A 16,278-nucleotide genomic window follows, 5' to 3' on the forward strand; every position below is an offset into this window, starting at 1 on the left:
GCATTCTTGTCGCCATGGCCGAAGCTGAATCGGCGGGCAAAGGCGCTGTGTCTCTGGATGGCCGTCTGATCGACTATGCCTCGATCCGTCAGGCCGAAGTGCTGGTCGAAAAAGCAGGCCAAATCGCAGCAGCTTGAGCAATTGATGACTGTGCAATCGTCCATATCGCTGCGCGATACCGCCGCCGCCATCTTTGCCGAAGCCGTCGCTGCGGCAGATCCAGCGAAGTCCCTGCACCAACGGTTGCAATCAGACCCTTTGCCATCACCAGAACAGGGTGGGCGCAGCATCCTGATCGCAATTGGGAAGGCTGCCCCTGCCATGATGGCGGAGGCATTGCAGCATGTTCAGGGCGATCACGTCGCCCTGATCGTAACCCATAGCGACAACCTGTGTGAAGTCCCCGGCGCGACGGTATTGACTAGCGGGCACCCCATACCCGACGAACGCGGTTTGAAAGCCGGGAGACAGATTATCGCATTGCTCAGCGCAGCACGTAAGCAGGATCAGATCATTGCACTGATCTCTGGCGGGGGGTCGGCCTTGGTCCCCGCGCCTGTTGATGGTTTGACCCTTTCGGACAAAATCGCGGTCAATGAGGTTTTGCTGTCTTCCGGGCTGGACATCATTCGGATGAACCTTGTGCGTCAGCACCTGAGCCAACTCAAAGGCGGTGGTTTTTTGCGGCACGGCTCACCTGCCCCGATCACGGCGTATATCCTATCGGATGTCATCGGTGATGACCTTCAGGCCGTAGCCAGCGGACCAACCGCTTCACCGATCGGCAGCCACGCGGACGCCCGCAGGACCTGTATCGAGGCCGGGATCTGGCACCGGTTACCAAAAGCCGCCCGTGCCCACCTAGAGAAGAGTATTCCTGAACATTCCATAGCAGTTGAGGCGACAAATAACTTGATTGGGTCGAACAGAATTAGCCTTGAAGCCGCGTTTCGCTGTACGACGCAGATATGCAGGGCTGAAATTGTGTCCGACGCGTTGATTGGAGACGTGTCCGATGCGGCCGAACAGATATTCCAGGCAGCCATGTCTTCCACTTTTGACTGCCCAACCGCCATGCTGTTTGGTGGCGAAACGACTGTACGCTTGAAAGGAACGGGATGCGGCGGACGCAACCAGGAATTGGCATTGCGCGTCGCCCAATTGGCGCATGAGCGCATGATACCCGGCAACTGGGTTTTTCTTAGCGGTGGTACGGATGGCCGCGATGGTCCGACCCCGGCAGCTGGCGCGATAGTGGATGCAGGGACGCTCACCCGAATCCGCACGTCAGGACATGACCCTGCTGTCTTGCTGGCAAGTAACGACAGTCATAAGGCTTTGACGCTATCGGGTGATCTTCTGATGACCGGAGCAACCGGAACCAATGTTGCCGACATTCAGATTTTGTTGTTTGGATCTAACGCGTGAAAGCGGGCGAAAAAATCGGCAAATCTTTAGATCCGTTTTAAGCGATCTCTGGGTTTTAAAGTGATCAATGGTGAAGAGGCGTCGTGACGTATACTTCGGGTCAACAAAGAAATCCTGATGTTCGAATTTCAAGCTGAGCAAGTGGTGGAGTTTCAAGCGCCAAAGGCTGCGAATTGGTGAACTCGGATAGTTGATGCGACGCGATTAATTGCCGGAGCGCAAACAGGCATCCGAGTGGTCAAGCGGGTAGTACGAACCGCTGTCGCCGGCCTGTAGACCGATAGCAATGTTTGGCTCTTTCCCGCTATTTGATTGTGAAATGGCTGCGTTCAGCGAGAACAATCAGACTTATGGACGACCACGAATCCGGATTCAGTGTATTCTCGATTGCTATCCGCAATGGATTTATGGCCGAGAGTAGGCATTCTTTCGGAAAGCCTTAAAACTATTGGAATTCGATTTCTAGTATTTTTCTGTCAGCATGATTATTTTACTAACAGGAAAATATGATGCTATGGTAGTCCGAATTGGATTGGGTAAAGCAGCTCGTCTTCTTGCAGAACCCGTTTGGACAAGTGTAGCAAGACATTGAAAGAATGAAATTGAAAAAAAACGACAAAGAAATGGCGACAAATCTGACACAGGACCCGCATTCTGTTCGCTCGGGTGACAGAGAAAAAGTTCTTGAAGTTGCCATTGGTCGCGAGGTTCGTGCTTTTCGCAAACAGCAGAATACTACGGTTGCGGAATTGGCTCAGCTGACTGGATTGTCGATTGGTATGTTGTCCAAGATTGAAAACGGTAACACATCGCCTTCCCTGACGACTCTCCAATCGCTTGCTGATGCGCTATCGGTTCCTCTGACAAGCTTTTTTAGACAGTTTGAAGAACGTCGCGAGGCGGTTCATACCAAAGCCGGTGAAGGCGTCGAGTTGGAGCGCGAAGGAACACGCGCCAACCATCAATATAACTTGTTGGGGCATATTGGTGCCAACGGTTCTGGCGTAATCGTAGAGCCTTACCTGATCACCCTGACTGTTGAATCCGACGTGTTCCCAACATTTCAACATGGCGGAATCGAGACGATCTACATGCTTGAGGGCGAGGTAGATTACCGACACGGTGACAAGATATACCCCCTGAAACCGGGTGACACCTTGTTCTTTGATGCCGACGCGCCGCATGGACCTGAACGGTTGGTGAACCTGCCAGCACGCTACATTTCAGTGATCAGCTATCCGCAGACAAACTGATCGGCTTGCGTAACAAGAAATCCGTGGGTCTGTCATAGCCGTCGTGGCTGCCGGTACTTACGATTGTAAATCCAAGCCTTGAAAACACACGGTGGTTTTCAGTGAGTTCCACGCGCGTTTCCAGTTCCAACGCTGATAGACCAAGTTCTGCTGCACGACTTGCAGCGTGATCTACCAAAGTGCGGCAGATACCCTGCCCTCGCATTCCTTCCTTCACCGCCAGCTTTCCAAGGTACAAGCTGTTGGCTTTGGGCGTCAAAAACATGCACGCGAATAGCGGTTGGCCTATGGCCCAAATTTCACCACCACCCCTACAATGCGCCTGCATTCCTTCCACTGTTAGATTGTGGATAGACGAAGGAGGGTTAATTCGGGCATCCATATACCGAAATGACGCGCGAAGCAGTGCAAGCGCGTCATACAATGCGAATTCATCGGGCTGAATGAGCCAAGGTGTTTTGCCTGCATCAGTCATATGAGCCAAAACACGTCAAGATGATCGCTTACTTTGACAAAGGCGGCTCTGTTTCCAGATCCGGCCACACACCGGGAGAGGTCGGTAATCCATCGTCAAACTGACTAAGGTAGTCCAACATCATTGGCCGGTTGTCGATAAACCCCTTGTAGGTGGCGAGTTCAACCGGAAGGTCGCGAACAACACGGTGCAGGCGACGACCCCATTTCGGCACTGTCATCAAATCTTGAAAACTGCAAAGATAACACCGGATTGGAAATACTAGTGCGTTTGATCGCGGCAATCGGAAGAATGTTTGCAACTCGACCCGAAGATGCTGTTTTTGGGCTATGTTTTCGGGTGTCAGCGTTGTCTTCTGGATGCCCCATTTGTGATAGTTTTCCGGGCTGGTATCCAGCAGCGGGTTCACTGTCATGGTCCAGTTCAATCGGCGCGCCGGAGCACCCTGTTGAATGTTCAACAGAAACTTCAGCGCACGCTTGAAAATCCCCATCTCATGGGCTTTTGGAACCGGTGCATGCCATTCGAAAAAGTTCATGCCAATATCAAAGTCCAGACTCCAATCGGCCTGGGTCGTGACCATACCAGCGTCCATCCACAGCATCTCGTCCCGCTGATCCAGCACTGCGAAATCGCCTTGCGCCTGACGAGTAATGTACTCCATCGGCCCGTAAGGCAGCGTGGTTTCATCCATGAAGGTAAAGCTGTGATCTATTCCTAACGGCTTGTTAATCCATCGCCACTGATTGCCGTTGCGATGCAGCTCGAACAGGTCCGGATAGTCTTCGGATTTGCTGACCATGATCAGTTCCAGCAAGTCCCAGCCAGCCAAGGTCATGTGCGGCAATGACTGACAACGCAGCGGGTCCTGATCAAGAACGATCGCACGGTCTTTCATCTCGGACACGTAATGTTCGTCCACATCAAACCGCATCTCATAGACCGAGCCCTCGGGCCCGCCCCTATGCTGCTCCATGTTGACCGAATACATGTAGCTGTCTTCGTGGAACGGAAACGGAAAACGTTTGATCGCCCATTCAGAGTTATGGAACGTATAGTCGTCGCGGAAGGACTCGTCGTTGAATTGAATGGTCATGTTGGGCCTCCTCTCAGCGGTCCAGCACGAGGGACTTGCCCTCGAAACGCGATACGCAGGGCATGATCTTCTTGCCTGCTGCCTTTTCTTCGTCAGTCAGCCAGTGATCGCGATGAACAAAATTGCCGTCGTGATCCAACACAACGGTTTCGCATTGGCCACAGGCCCCGCCACGGCACAGATACGGGGCGTCGACACCTTCGCGTTCGATAGCCTCCAGAAGGCTTTCGTTTTCACCCACATGAATGACCCTGTCGGAAGACGCCAGACGCACTTCGAATGGTTTGCCGGGCTGAGGCGCCAAGAACTCTTCGTAATGCACGCAATCTTCGGGCCAGCCTTCGGCGGCGGCAGTATTGCGCACCCAATCGATCATACCCTTGGGTCCGCAGACATAGACATGTGTGCCCAGGGGTTGCCCGCTGAGAAGGTTTTCCAGATCAATCGCCTGATTCTGATCGTCATAGTACAGATGCGTTTCGTTTGGATGCCTGTCTGTCAGTTGATCCGCATAAGATGCTAGCGCCTGATTGCGGCACGCATAGTGCAGTTCCCAATGACCATGCAGCAGTTCTAGCTGTTTGATCTGCGCCAGAAATGGAGTGATCCCAATACCACCGGCCAGAAACAGGTGTTTGCGGGCCCGCAAATCAAGCGAGAATAGGTTGACCGGGTAGCTGATGGTCATCTCGTCGCCCAGCTTGACCTGACGGTGCATGAACAACGACCCTCCCCTGCCCTGATCGTCGCGCCGAACCGAGATCGTATAGGACGATTGATCGAACGGATCGGACATCAGGGAATAAGGGTTTAGCCGCGTGATGCCGCCATCCTGCATTTCGACCACGGTATGTGCACCGCCCGAAAAGGTTGGCAACTGTCTGCCGTCAACGCGTTCAAACCGGAATCGCGTCACCAATTCGTTCAGCGGGGTAATTTCGGTCACTTTGACCTGAATTTTCTCTGCACCACTCATTCGTAGATCCCCTTCGGCACGGGCACGTTGCCATGGTCCTCGGCATCAACTCGGACGCCTTGATAGGCGGCAAGGCGGCGGGAATAGTGGTCGCGTACAAACAGGTTGAGACCACAGTGCGCGCAAACAAACGGATCGATCTCGACATCTTCGGTGACACCTTTGCAATGTACACATTGCATCCGGCGTGCAACGGAACCGCGATGTTCAGTTTGAATCGCAGTGTGCGGCAGGCCGACGGCCATAACTTCGTTCATGGCCTGACCCATCATGCCTTCGGTGCCGGTCAGATAGACTTGTAGCCCCATATGCGCGTCCTCGAGAACGCGGCGAATACGAGGCAGCGCGGCCGCATAGGACGGGCCTTCGTAGAATTGCGCGGGATTTAGCGCCTGCAGCCTGTCCGAAAAATCTGTGCCTTTCGGGATGTAGATCAGATGGGTTTTAGCCATCAGATCGGGTGTCGCTATGTCAATTACTGCTTCGGCCCCTTCGGCCTCGGCGATCATAAGATGATGTTCACCTGAGCGAACCTCTAGCGTGCCCCAGACCGGGCGGCTTGCGATTGACTTGGGAAATTCGAACTTTGACATTGTGCCCTCAAAAAAGAAAAGAGCGCCACGAATTTATCGTCGCGCCCCCTGAGTATCAGCCCTTTGCGGTTCGGATGGCCTTGTCCCTGTCGTAGAACGGCATCTCTTCAGCTGTAGCCGCAATCTCGGTTCCGTCGCCATTGCGGACCGTCAGCCTTGTACCCGGCGACGCGCAGTCAACTGGCATCCGCGCAATACCTACATTGTGATTGTTGATTTCAGAGTACATGCCAAAGGTAACCACACCGACCTTTTCGCCGTTTCGCAGTAGGTCCGCACCCTCATCTGCCGGAGTGGTACCGTCCAGTTTGACGCCGTAGATTTTGAACCGCTCTTTACCTTGCGAGGCGTAGTGGTTCTCGGCACCGATAAAGCCGGTTTTGCCCGGTGAGACCGTAAATTCCAAGCCCAGTTCCCAAAGCGTATCGCCGCATGTTTCATCGTCGAACGGATAGGTTTCCGAATTGTCGCCTGGATAAAACAGAAGGTAGCTTTCGGTTCTCAGCAGATCGAGTGTCGAGAACTGGACCGGAACAATGCCTATGTCCTTGCCTTCGGCCAGGATGTTGTCCCACAGGTGCACCGCATGCTTGGCCTGACAGAAAATCTCATACCCACGCTCACCGGTGTAGCCTGTGCGCGAAATCATCACCGGGCACCCATAGAGCTTTGTTTGCATGATGCCAAAATAGGCCAGATCACGAATTCCGGGAATGTGCTTGGCCAGGAAATCCACCGCAACCGGTCCTTGCAAAGACATGTCGTGCATGTCGTCGTCAAAGATGACCGAACAGTTTTTGCCTGCCGCCACTGACGTTAGCTGCTCCATCCCTGTTCCCGTGCCATGCACAACAAGCCACGTGTTCACCGACAGGCGATAGATGATGCAATCGTCAACAAACTTGCCCTCGGGATTCAGGATCGACGCATAAGTCGACCTGCCCGGCATGATCTTTTCCACATTCCTCGTGGTAACGCGGTCAATGACGTAAGCCGCATCTTCGCCAACCACGTGAACCTTTTTCAGACCCGACACATCCATCAGACCCGCCTTGGTGCGGATGGCTTCGTAGTCCGCTTTGGCGCGTTCCGGGCTATGGTCATAGAACCATGCGGTTCCCATGCCGTTCCAGTCCTCAAGCTCGCCGCCGATCTCGGCATGGCGCTGCGCAAGGGCGGACGTCCTCCAAAGAATGGCCATTGTTCAGCTCTCCCGTTGATTGCTTTTTTGTTGACCTTATTGAGGCCGATGTCAGGTTGAAAATCAACACCCATGTGCAGATTTTTTTCCTGTTGGGAATATTAGACTGCAATTTGTGTACCCTAATACAAATTACCGAGAATGACATAAGTGGTTATTTATCAAAGCCATGGGTTGAATTTCGACGGGTCTGAAAGTGCATGAACCAAATGCCTAAAAGATGTTTGCCCCACATATCTATTGACAGGTGGCTAATGAAATTGTCCCCTGAGTAGATAAATATTCCCAGCAGGAAATTCTTCGCAGAAAGACCTCCTGCTGCAACAACAGGGAGACTACGAAGTGGATGGTAATCTAAATGCACTAACGACGGTCTTTACCGAGTTCTATTACTGGGTAACGGTCGTATTCATGTTCCTGATCCATGTGGGCTTTTGCATGTACGAGGTCGGCGCCAGCCGTGCTCGCAACCATATGCACACATTGATGAAAAACATAATGATCATCCCGCTGGTAACGGTCACGTTCTTCTTCTTTGGGTGGTGGATTTACTGGGCCTTTCCGAACTTTCCGTTCTGGGGCGGACTGGATGCCGAAGCGGGCGCTGCCAATCTGCCCTGGGCTGATACGATGGCGACCAATTTGGGTGACAGAATCACCGGCGTCTTCTGGGCCGCGTTCTTGCTGTTCTCGTGGACGGCGGCCTCGATCGTTTCAGGTTCTGTAATTGAGCGGATCAGATCTTCAGCCCTTTGGGTCCATGCTGTGATGATTGGTTCTGTCTGGTGGATCATAGACGCAGCATGGGGCTGGCACTATGGTGGCTGGATGGTACGCCTTCTTGGATACCATGATGCCTATGCTTCCGGCGTTATCCACGCGATTGCAGGTGGTTACGCGCTTGGCGTGATCATGGTCTTGGGTCCACGCCTGGGTAAATTCGCCAAAGACGGTACGCCGCGGGATATTCCGCCGCACAATCCATGGCTGCTGACGATCGGGATATTCCTTATCTACACCGGTTTCTGGGGCTTCTACGCCGCATGTAACGTTCCCGCGATCTCGCCTGAGGCAATCGACGGTCAAATTGTCGGGGTTACATGGACCGCAACCAACATCTATCTGGCCCCAACCACGCTTTCCGCGATTACCTTCAACTTCCTGATGTCGCTGTCCGGCGGGTTGATGGCAGCGTATGTGGTTTCCAAAGGCGACGCCTTCTGGACATTCTCGGGCGGTCTGGCCGGAATAATCACCGCCTCGGCAGGTAACGATCTATATCACCCGATCCAGGCAATGATCATTGCCGCTATCGGCGTCGTGATCGTTTACAAACTGCACTATTGGGTTGAGCGTCGGTTCAAGCTGGATGATGCCGTTGGGGCTGTCGCCGTGCATGGCTACGCAGGGTTCGTTGGCTTGGTGATTTCGGGCTTTGTCCTCTGGGGTGTGCCTTCTTCTCCATATGAAGGCTACGCGACGATTAACCCGGTCGGTCAAATCACTGGTGCTATCATCATGTTCTTTGTTCTTGGCTTCTTGCCAGGTTGGATTCTGGCGAAAATTCAATCAGCCGCTGGTGTTCTGCGCATCCCGGAAGAAGTTGAGCTTCAGGGTCTCGATTACGCTGAACACCATGCCTACGAAGACGCCAAAGCCGCGATAATTGCAGCCGACAAAGAGGAACTGGCTGCCCGTGGCGTAGCAGCTAAGTAAGGGAGAAAAACATGTCTACAAACGGATATACAAGTTGGGCTGTGGATCTGGCCGAAGTCGGACCAATCTATCCCTTCCAAGGTTACGAAGTTCTGATGGTCATTGTGGGCGTCGTATTCTGGATCGGCTGGCATCGCATTCAATTTGTCCGAGAAGGTGAACACCTCGAAAAGGCTCGCCACACCGGCGATGAAGAAAAAGTGAAAGCACAGCTGGAACGATACTGATCCGGCTTTGAAAGCTGGCAATGGGCGTAAATCTAAATTCTTGCCCATTGCCTCACAGGAAAAATTCTTTCCTATGATTATTGATGTCCGTTTGAATTGTTGGTACCGTAGAATCATAGCGAAACACACAAGGAGATCTGCCAGCCATGTGCGGAATTGTTGGATTATTCCTCAAAGACCAGTCTCTTGCGCCCCAACTGGGCAATATGCTGACAGACATGCTGATCACGATGACGGATCGCGGCCCCGACAGCGCGGGGATTGCGATTTATGGCAAGGAATCAGGTGGTAAGACCAAGGTGACACTGCAGTCGCCCAATCCCAAGGACGACTTTGCCGGTCTAGCCGAAGAGCTGGGGCAGCACCTGGGCACGGTTGTAAGCCAGACTGATAATGACACGCACACTGTGCTGGACGTTCCGGCCGGGCAGTTTGAAGCGGCACGGGCCGCGTTGGCAGAAATCCGGCCTTCGGTCCGGATCATGAGCCGGGGTGAGATGCTGGAGATCTACAAGGAAGTTGGCCTCCCCAAAAACGTGGCCGCGCGCTTTGACATCAGCAGCATGAGCGGCACGCATGGCATTGGTCATACCCGCATGGCAACGGAGTCTGCGGTCACGACGATGGGTGCCCACCCGTTCAACACCGGGCCCGATCAGTGTTTGGTTCACAACGGCTCGCTGTCAAACCACAACTCGCTTCGCCGCAAACTGCGTCGCGAAGGAGTGGTGATCCAAACCGAAAACGATACCGAGGTCGGAGCCGCCTATCTGACCTGGAAGATGATGAACGGGGCCACCTTGGGTGAGGCGCTGGAAAGCAGCCTCGAGGATCTGGATGGCTTCTTCACCTTTGTCGTCGGCACCAAGGATGGGTTCGGTGTGGTCCGCGATCCGATCGCCTGCAAACCGGCAGTAATGGCCGAGACCGATCAATACGTGGCCTTTGGCAGCGAATATCGGGCGCTTGTGAACCTGCCCGGCATTGAAGACGCCCGCGTCTGGGAGCCGGAACCGGCAACGGTTTACTTCTGGTCCCACAACGACAGCCCGACAACGACGGAAAAGGCCGCCTGACATGCAGACCTATGATCTTGAAGCAAACGGCCTGCGCGGGCTGAACGCAACGCTGCAATCGCAATCCACCGAGACGAACCAAACCAGCTGGGAGGTTGTGAACCCCAAGGGCAGCCACGCGATTGCCGTCGGGCTGGACGCGCCCATCGAGGTGACAGTCAAGGGGTCCACCGGCTACTACTGCGCCGGCATGAACCAGCAGGCGACGGTCAAGGTTGAAGGCTCGGTCGGGCCCGGCGTGGCCGAGAACATGATGTCCGGTGAGGTGATCGTCGATGGCGATGCCAGCCAGTATGCCGGGGCCACGGGTCATGGCGGTCTGCTGGTGATTAAGGGCAATGCCAGCTCGCGTTGCGGGATTTCGATGAAAGGCATCGACATCGTGGTGCACGGCAATATCGGCCATATGTCCGCCTTCATGGCACAGGCCGGGAACCTTGTGGTCTGTGGTGATGCAGGCGACGCGCTTGGGGACTCGCTCTATGAGGCTCGACTGTTCGTGCGCGGCTCGGTCAAAAGTCTCGGCGCTGACTGCGTCGAGAAAGAGATGCGCCCCGAACACCTGGAGATTCTGAAGGACCTGCTGGGTCGCGCAGGCGCGGATGCCAGTCCGGAAGAATTCAAACGCTATGGTTCGGCCCGTCAGCTTTACAATTTCGACGTCGATAACGCCGCCGCTTACTGAGGATAAAGGGTATGAAAGATATGGACGATCAGATCCCCCGCACCCTGCCGATCCAGTCGGCGACATTCACCAACCCGATCAACGCGGAAATCCGCCGCGCCGCAGCCACGGGTATATATGACATCCGCGGTGGCGGTGCCAAGCGCAAGGTACCGCATTTTGACGACTTGCTGTTTCTGGGCGCGTCGGTGTCACGATATCCGTTGGAAGGCTATCGCGAACGCTGCGACACCTCGGTAACGCTGGGCACGCGCTTTGCCAAGAAGCCGATCGAACTGGACATTCCTATCACCATTGCGGGCATGAGCTTTGGCGCGCTCTCTGGCCCGGCGAAAGAAGCCTTGGGCCGGGGCGCATCGGCAGCTGGCACGTCAACCACCACCGGTGACGGCGGCATGACGCCCGAGGAACGCGGTCACTCTAGCAAGCTGGTCTATCAGTATTTGCCCTCGCGTTATGGCATGAACCCAAACGACCTGCGCAAGGCCGATGCGATCGAGATTGTGGTCGGTCAGGGCGCCAAACCCGGTGGCGGCGGTATGCTGCTGGGACAGAAGATTAGCGACCGTGTGGCCGAAATGCGCACCTTGCCCAAGGGTATCGACCAGCGCTCGGCCTGTCGCCATCCTGATTGGACCGGCCCGGATGATCTGGAAATCAAGATCCTCGAATTGCGTGAGATTACAGACTGGCAGGTGCCGATCTATGTCAAGGTTGGCGCGACCCGCCCCTATTACGATACGGCATTGGCGGTAAAGGCCGGTGCCGATGTGGTGGTGATGGACGGGATGCAGGGCGGTACAGCCGCGACCCAGGACGTCTTTATAGAACATGTGGGTCTACCGACGCTATCGTGCATTCGCCCTGCCGTGCAGGCGCTGCAGGATCTGGGAGTGCATCGCGAGGTTCAGCTGGTGATCTCGGGCGGAATCCGCACCGGAGCCGATGTTGCCAAAGCTTTGGCGCTTGGTGCAGATGCAGTGGCCATTGGCACCGCCGCGCTGGTGGCGCTTGGCGACAACGATCCGAAATGGGAAGCCGAGTATCAGAAGCTGGGCACTACTACCGGAGCCTATGACGACTGGCACGAAGGTCAGGACCCGGCAGGTATCACTACGCAAGATCCCGATCTTGCCGCCCGTCTGAACCCGGTTGAGGCCGGACGCCGTCTGCGCAACTATCTCAAGGTTATGACGCTTGAGGCGCAGACCATCGCGCGGGCCTGTGGTCACAACCACTTGCACAACCTCGAACCCGAAGACCTATGCGCCTTGACCATGGAGGCAGCCGCGATGGCACGGGTGCCATTGGCCGGTACCAGCTGGTACCCGGGCAAAGAAGGGTTCTGAAAAAATAGTTGCGCGGCTCTCTGACAAGGGCCGCGTTTTGCATTTGAACAACGAAAAACAACAGGGAAAGGAAAGCCATCGTGACGACAGATCTCGCAGCTTTCGCAAAAGAAAAAGGCGTCAAATACTTCATGATCTCTTTCACCGACCTGTTCGGTGGGCAGCGGGCTAAGCTAGTGCCCGCACAGGCGATAGCCGACATGCAAGAAGATGGCGCGGGTTTTGCCGGGTTTGCTACCTGGCTGGACATGACCCCGGCGCATCCTGATATGCTGGCGGTGCCGGACCCGTCGTCGGTGATCCAGCTACCCTGGAAGCCCGAGGTTGCTTGGGTTGCTGGCAACTGTGTGATGGAAGGCAAGGACGTCGCCCAGGCACCACGCAACGTGTTGCGACGACTGATCGGCGAGGCCGCCGAAATGGGTATGCATGTCAAGACCGGCATCGAGGCCGAGTTCTTCCTGTTGACCCCTGATGGCGAGCAAATCAGCGATCCGTTCGATACCGCCGAAAAACCTTGCTATGATCAGCAGGCAGTGATGCGCCGCTACGACGTGGTGCGCGAGATCTGCGACTACATGCTGGAATTGGGCTGGGGACCCTATCAGAACGACCACGAAGACGCCAATGGCCAGTTCGAAATGAACTGGGAGTTCGACGATGCCTTGCGCACCGCGGACAAGCACTCCTTCTTCAAGTTCATGACAAAGTCGGTGGCCGAAAAACACGGCTTCCGCGCTACTTTCATGCCCAAGCCTGTAGAAGGTCTGACTGGTAATGGTTGCCACGCCCATATCTCGGTCTGGGATGCCCCTGGGACAGAGGCCAAAACGAACGTCTTTGCCGGTGAAGGCAACGGTCCCACTGGCGAGGTTGGGCTGGGTGAACAGGGCAAGTACTTCCTGGGCGGGATCATGAAACATGCAAGTGCGCTGGCCGCGATCACCAACCCGACCGTGAACAGCTACAAGCGCATCAACGCGCCGCGCACAATGTCGGGCGCGACCTGGGCTCCCAATACCGTGACCTGGACGGGGAACAACCGCACCCACATGGTCCGAGTTCCAGGCCCAGGCCGTTTCGAGTTGCGTCTGGCCGACGGGGCCACCAACCCCTATCTGCTGCAAGCGGTCATCATCGCCGCGGGCCTGTCCGGCATCCGCTCGAAGGCCGATCCAGGACGGCGTTGGGACATTGACATGTATGCCGAAGGCCACACCGTCACCGATGCCCCCAAATTGCCGCTGAACATGCTCGACGGGCTGCGTGAATACGATAACGATACTGAGCTGAAAGCCATGATGGGTCAGGAATTCTCAAGCGCATTCCTCAAAATGAAACACCAGGAATGGAACTCCTTCGTCAGTCATTTCTCACGCTGGGAAAAAGACCACACACTCGACATTTAGACAAATCAGGGGCTGCAGACATTCTGCTGCCCCACCCCTTCGGTCAGACGGAGACCCGCACCTCGTGAACATACTGATTTTCCAGCATACGCCGGGCGAAAACCCCGGAGCGTTTCTGGAGCACATTTCGTCATGCGGTGATACGGCCAGTATTGTGCATCTCTATGATGGTCAACCGATCCCGCAGCTCGACGAATTTGATTTACTTCTTGTTCTTGGCGGTCCGATGGACGTCTGGGAAATCGAAGCTAACCCATGGCTTGTGCGTGAGAAGCAAGCAATCAGGACTTGGGTTCAAGACTTCAAACGTCCTTATTTTGGTATTTGTCTGGGCCACCAACTTTTGGTTGACGCGCTAGGTGGGAAATGCGCACGCATGCAAAAGCCCGAGATCGGTGTGCATTCCATCAATCTGACTGATAACACGCGGGGTGATCCGCTGTTCGAGCTCTTGCCTCATCAATTCCGGGTGCTTCAATGGCATGGAGTTGAAGCTGTTGATCTGCCAGCCGACTCATCAATTCTGGCACAATCTGATGCCTGTGCTGTTCAGGCATTGCGGGTTTCGGACTGTGCGTGGAGCGTACAATTTCACCCCGAACTTGTTCAGGGCACGATCCAATCGTGGATGGGCGACCCCGCCAACCATCAATGCGCTGTTGATTGGCTTGGCTCTGCAGATGCAGCGTGGGAAATGGTTTCTGACAGCGACAAAATAGTTGAAGAACAATTCAAGATAACATCCAGTATCTATAACAGATTGCGACAGATCTGATCACACGCGATCAACCGGGAACCTCAAGGTTCTTTTCGCTGTCTGCTTCAACCCTCCAATCGGGGACATCGTTGACAAGCATCAGCGCAGCGCGGCGCAATGTTGTGCGCATTTTGTCCACCACTGGACCGTCCATCTCGCAATCTGCCAACGCGGCGTCAAAAGTTTCCAGCCAAAGCTCGGCATCCGCTTCACGTATCGGCACATGCGCGTGGATTTCTCGCAAGTCCATATGACCAAATCGCTCACGATAATATGCACGACCGCCCAAAAACCCGCTCAGGAATTCGAACTGCGCCTGTCTTGTATGAGATAACCCATGACCGCGAAAATGTAGCCTGTGCAGCGAATGCACCGCCGGGTCGGTCTCCATTCGGTCGTAGAACCGCTCGACAAGAGTCCGCAGCTTTTCTTCGCCACCGAGTTGATCCAAAGCCGATGACATAGGTCTCTTCTCCGAGCTGCCGCTGTCAATAATTATTGCATATCAGGAAAATAAGTTTATCACCAGTGACATGTTGGCGCGGTTGATATCGAGAGAAGAATACGAAATTTCCGGGCATTCCCAGTTACGCGAGGCGGCCGGATGAGTGCCCTTGCACTGGGACTGCTGGCAGCATTGTGCTGGGGTTTTCACGATCTTGCCGTGCGATATGTCAGCCAGTCCGTCAGTGTCATTGCCGCATTGATGGCCGTGCTGGTTGCAGGGGCGCTGTTACAGTTCGGTCTTGTGGCAATCTGGGTTGGATTCGCCACCATGTCCGCCAAGGCCGTGTCATACGCGGTTGTAGCGGGCGGCTTCTACTTACTGGCTGGCCTCAGCATGTATGCTGCGTTTCAGCGCGGGCCTGTACGTTTGGTCGCTCCGCTTGTCGCCAGCTATCCGGTCTTGTCTGTCTCACTTGCGATATGGCGCGGTTCCGAGGTCAGCATCTGGCATTGGCTGGCGATCATTGCCATTGGTGTCGGCGTGTCCATTGTATCGACCCAATCGGACGACAGTACGGAATACCCTGCCGCCGGGCCGACGATTGCCTTTTCCATACTTGCTGCAATCGGGTTCGCTGCAACGTTCGCTTTGGGTCAATATGCAGCCGAACTGGGCGACGAGTTCACTGTATCACTGATTGGCCGTCTAACCGCTATCCCTGTGCTGGCAGCAATCGCCGTTGCATCTCGCAAGTCGCTTTGGCCGGGCACACGCGCCCTGCCCCTGTTGTGCCTAATGGGTGCGCTCGATGCGGTGGCGATTCTATGCGTCGTGTCTGCCGGTGGGTTGCCTAATGCCCAATATGCGTCTGTTGCAGCCTCGATCTTCGGGTTGTTGACCGTTGTTTTGGCTTGGGCAATTTTGCGAGAGGAAATGGCTTTTGTTCAATGGCTTGGATGCATCATCGCTTTTGCGGGAATCGGCTACCTCGCGATCTGAGCATCTCCCTTATCCAACGCAACCCTATGGGCCTGATGGGCAGCAATCGCACTGTTCAGTATGCAATCAACATCGCCCGGACGAACGGGTCCGGGATAATGCCATGCCCCGGGGCGAATGAGGTCTTTGTGTCCCTGTAATTCACTTCGCAGGTTGAGTACGTCAATATGCGCAGGTACATCAGGTAAAAGCAGGACAGCATAGACATCCGCCGCCCCGTTCAGTTGCTTGATCTGAGTTCGACATTCGTCCTGCGACATATCTTTGCCCCAGAATTGCTGATCCAGTGCCATGTCCGTTTGTGCCGCGCGGGTTATCAAAGCGCGGACGCGTGTAACATTCGTAGAAGAGTGGCCAATTGATACAATCACCATACGTGTGGCGCGGCCCGCCAAACGCCAATATTGTAGCACTTTGGAACTGGCCGACTTGCTACCGCCTGAGCGAAGAACGGCAGCAAATCTCAAGCCGTCAGGCCTTCGGGCTCTGGCAAGGCATTTGCGCGGCAGCAGGCGGTCAGCGTGTTGGCCAGCAGGCAGGCGATGGTCATCGGGCCTACGCCGCCGGGCACGGGTGTGATCGCACCGGCG

Annotated in this window: 17 protein-coding genes and 2 pseudogenes; 11 read left to right on the forward strand and 8 right to left on the reverse strand. The window is 55.1% G+C overall.

The window, feature by feature from the left end; genetic code table 11:
* The 3 genes and pseudogenes from AB1A64_RS22020 to AB1A64_RS22030 all read left to right on the forward strand — a co-directional run.
* Positions 1–137: pseudogene (locus tag AB1A64_RS22020) on the forward strand (CoA ester lyase); the annotation flags it as partial.
* A gap of 7 nt (positions 138–144) precedes the next feature.
* Positions 145–1,428 (forward strand): DUF4147 domain-containing protein, encoded by a 1,284-nt coding sequence (locus tag AB1A64_RS22025; RefSeq protein WP_366554275.1) that lies wholly within the window; start codon positions 145–147, stop codon positions 1,426–1,428.
* A 596-nt stretch (positions 1,429–2,024) separates the two neighbouring features.
* A complete protein-coding gene (locus tag AB1A64_RS22030) occupies positions 2,025–2,681 on the forward strand; it encodes an XRE family transcriptional regulator (RefSeq protein ID WP_366554277.1) in 657 nt (218 codons plus the stop codon).
* Here AB1A64_RS22030 and AB1A64_RS22035 read toward each other — a convergent pair.
* From AB1A64_RS22035 to AB1A64_RS22055, 5 genes are read right to left on the reverse strand one after another with little or no spacing between them, the layout of a single operon-like run.
* The gene (locus tag AB1A64_RS22035; protein ID WP_366554301.1) at positions 2,659–3,156 is read right to left on the reverse strand and encodes a GNAT family N-acetyltransferase; all 498 of its coding nucleotides are present in this window, start codon (positions 3,154–3,156) and stop codon (positions 2,659–2,661) included. The genes AB1A64_RS22030 and AB1A64_RS22035 overlap by 23 nt on opposite strands.
* A 28-nt stretch (positions 3,157–3,184) precedes the next feature.
* On the reverse strand, positions 3,185–4,252 hold the full coding sequence (locus tag AB1A64_RS22040; RefSeq protein ID WP_366554279.1) for a DUF3445 domain-containing protein: 1,068 nt from the start codon (positions 4,250–4,252) through the stop codon (positions 3,185–3,187).
* 13 nt (positions 4,253–4,265) lie between these two features.
* Positions 4,266–5,228: a PDR/VanB family oxidoreductase gene (locus tag AB1A64_RS22045; protein WP_366554281.1), complete on the reverse strand. Its 963-nt coding sequence runs from the start codon at positions 5,226–5,228 to the stop codon at positions 4,266–4,268.
* A complete protein-coding gene (locus AB1A64_RS22050) occupies positions 5,225–5,821 on the reverse strand; it encodes a dimethylamine monooxygenase subunit DmmA family protein (protein ID WP_366554283.1) in 597 nt (198 codons plus the stop codon). Before AB1A64_RS22050 ends, AB1A64_RS22045 begins: the two co-directional genes overlap by 4 nt.
* Positions 5,822–5,876: 55 nt before the next feature.
* Complete coding sequence (locus tag AB1A64_RS22055; RefSeq protein ID WP_366554285.1) at positions 5,877–7,022, reverse strand: aminomethyltransferase family protein; 1,146 nt, start codon at positions 7,020–7,022, stop codon at positions 5,877–5,879.
* A gap of 342 nt (positions 7,023–7,364) precedes the next feature.
* Here AB1A64_RS22055 and AB1A64_RS22060 point away from each other — a divergent pair, with 342 nt between their 5' ends.
* The 7 genes from AB1A64_RS22060 (at position 7,365) to AB1A64_RS22090 (ending at position 14,259) form a co-directional block, all read left to right on the forward strand.
* Positions 7,365–8,738, forward strand: a complete 1,374-nt coding sequence (locus tag AB1A64_RS22060) for an ammonium transporter (RefSeq protein ID WP_366554287.1) — start codon at positions 7,365–7,367, stop codon at positions 8,736–8,738.
* A gap of 11 nt (positions 8,739–8,749) precedes the next feature.
* Entirely contained in the window at positions 8,750–8,965 is a 216-nt protein-coding gene (locus tag AB1A64_RS22065) for a hypothetical protein (protein WP_010437786.1), read from the forward strand.
* A gap of 146 nt (positions 8,966–9,111) precedes the next feature.
* A complete protein-coding gene (locus AB1A64_RS22070) occupies positions 9,112–10,041 on the forward strand; it encodes a glutamine amidotransferase family protein (RefSeq protein ID WP_366554289.1) in 930 nt (309 codons plus the stop codon).
* A gap of 1 nt (position 10,042) precedes the next feature.
* Positions 10,043–10,726, forward strand: a complete 684-nt coding sequence (locus AB1A64_RS22075; RefSeq protein WP_366554291.1) for a protein GlxC — start codon at positions 10,043–10,045, stop codon at positions 10,724–10,726.
* Between the two features lie 20 nt (positions 10,727–10,746).
* Positions 10,747–12,075 carry an FMN-binding glutamate synthase family protein gene (locus tag AB1A64_RS22080; protein WP_112297217.1) on the forward strand — a complete coding sequence of 443 codons (1,329 nt, stop codon included), beginning with the start codon at positions 10,747–10,749 and terminating at the stop codon, positions 12,073–12,075.
* Between the two features lie 80 nt (positions 12,076–12,155).
* A complete protein-coding gene (glnT, locus tag AB1A64_RS22085; RefSeq protein ID WP_366554293.1) occupies positions 12,156–13,484 on the forward strand; it encodes a type III glutamate--ammonia ligase in 1,329 nt (442 codons plus the stop codon).
* A gap of 64 nt (positions 13,485–13,548) precedes the next feature.
* On the forward strand, positions 13,549–14,259 hold the full coding sequence (locus AB1A64_RS22090) for a type 1 glutamine amidotransferase (RefSeq protein WP_366554295.1): 711 nt from the start codon (positions 13,549–13,551) through the stop codon (positions 14,257–14,259).
* A gap of 10 nt (positions 14,260–14,269) precedes the next feature.
* Here the strand turns inward: AB1A64_RS22090 and AB1A64_RS22095 are convergent, their stop codons facing one another.
* On the reverse strand, positions 14,270–14,704 hold the full coding sequence (locus AB1A64_RS22095; RefSeq protein WP_170352105.1) for a group II truncated hemoglobin: 435 nt from the start codon (positions 14,702–14,704) through the stop codon (positions 14,270–14,272).
* A gap of 141 nt (positions 14,705–14,845) precedes the next feature.
* On the opposite strand from AB1A64_RS22095, the gene AB1A64_RS22100 reads away from it, so the two are divergent.
* A complete protein-coding gene (locus tag AB1A64_RS22100) occupies positions 14,846–15,688 on the forward strand; it encodes a DMT family transporter (RefSeq protein ID WP_366554297.1) in 843 nt (280 codons plus the stop codon).
* Here the strand turns inward: AB1A64_RS22100 and AB1A64_RS22105 are convergent.
* Together AB1A64_RS22105 and AB1A64_RS22110 are read right to left on the reverse strand one after the other, a co-directional pair.
* Positions 15,673–15,981: a hypothetical protein gene (locus AB1A64_RS22105; RefSeq protein WP_366554299.1), complete on the reverse strand. Its 309-nt coding sequence runs from the start codon at positions 15,979–15,981 to the stop codon at positions 15,673–15,675. The genes AB1A64_RS22100 and AB1A64_RS22105 overlap by 16 nt on opposite strands.
* 170 nt (positions 15,982–16,151) lie before the next feature.
* Positions 16,152–16,278, reverse strand: a pseudogene (locus AB1A64_RS22110) (bifunctional methylenetetrahydrofolate dehydrogenase/methenyltetrahydrofolate cyclohydrolase); the annotation flags it as partial.

Source organism: Ruegeria sp. ANG10 (assembly GCF_040705255.1).
Lineage (GTDB): Bacteria > Pseudomonadota > Alphaproteobacteria > Rhodobacterales > Rhodobacteraceae > Ruegeria.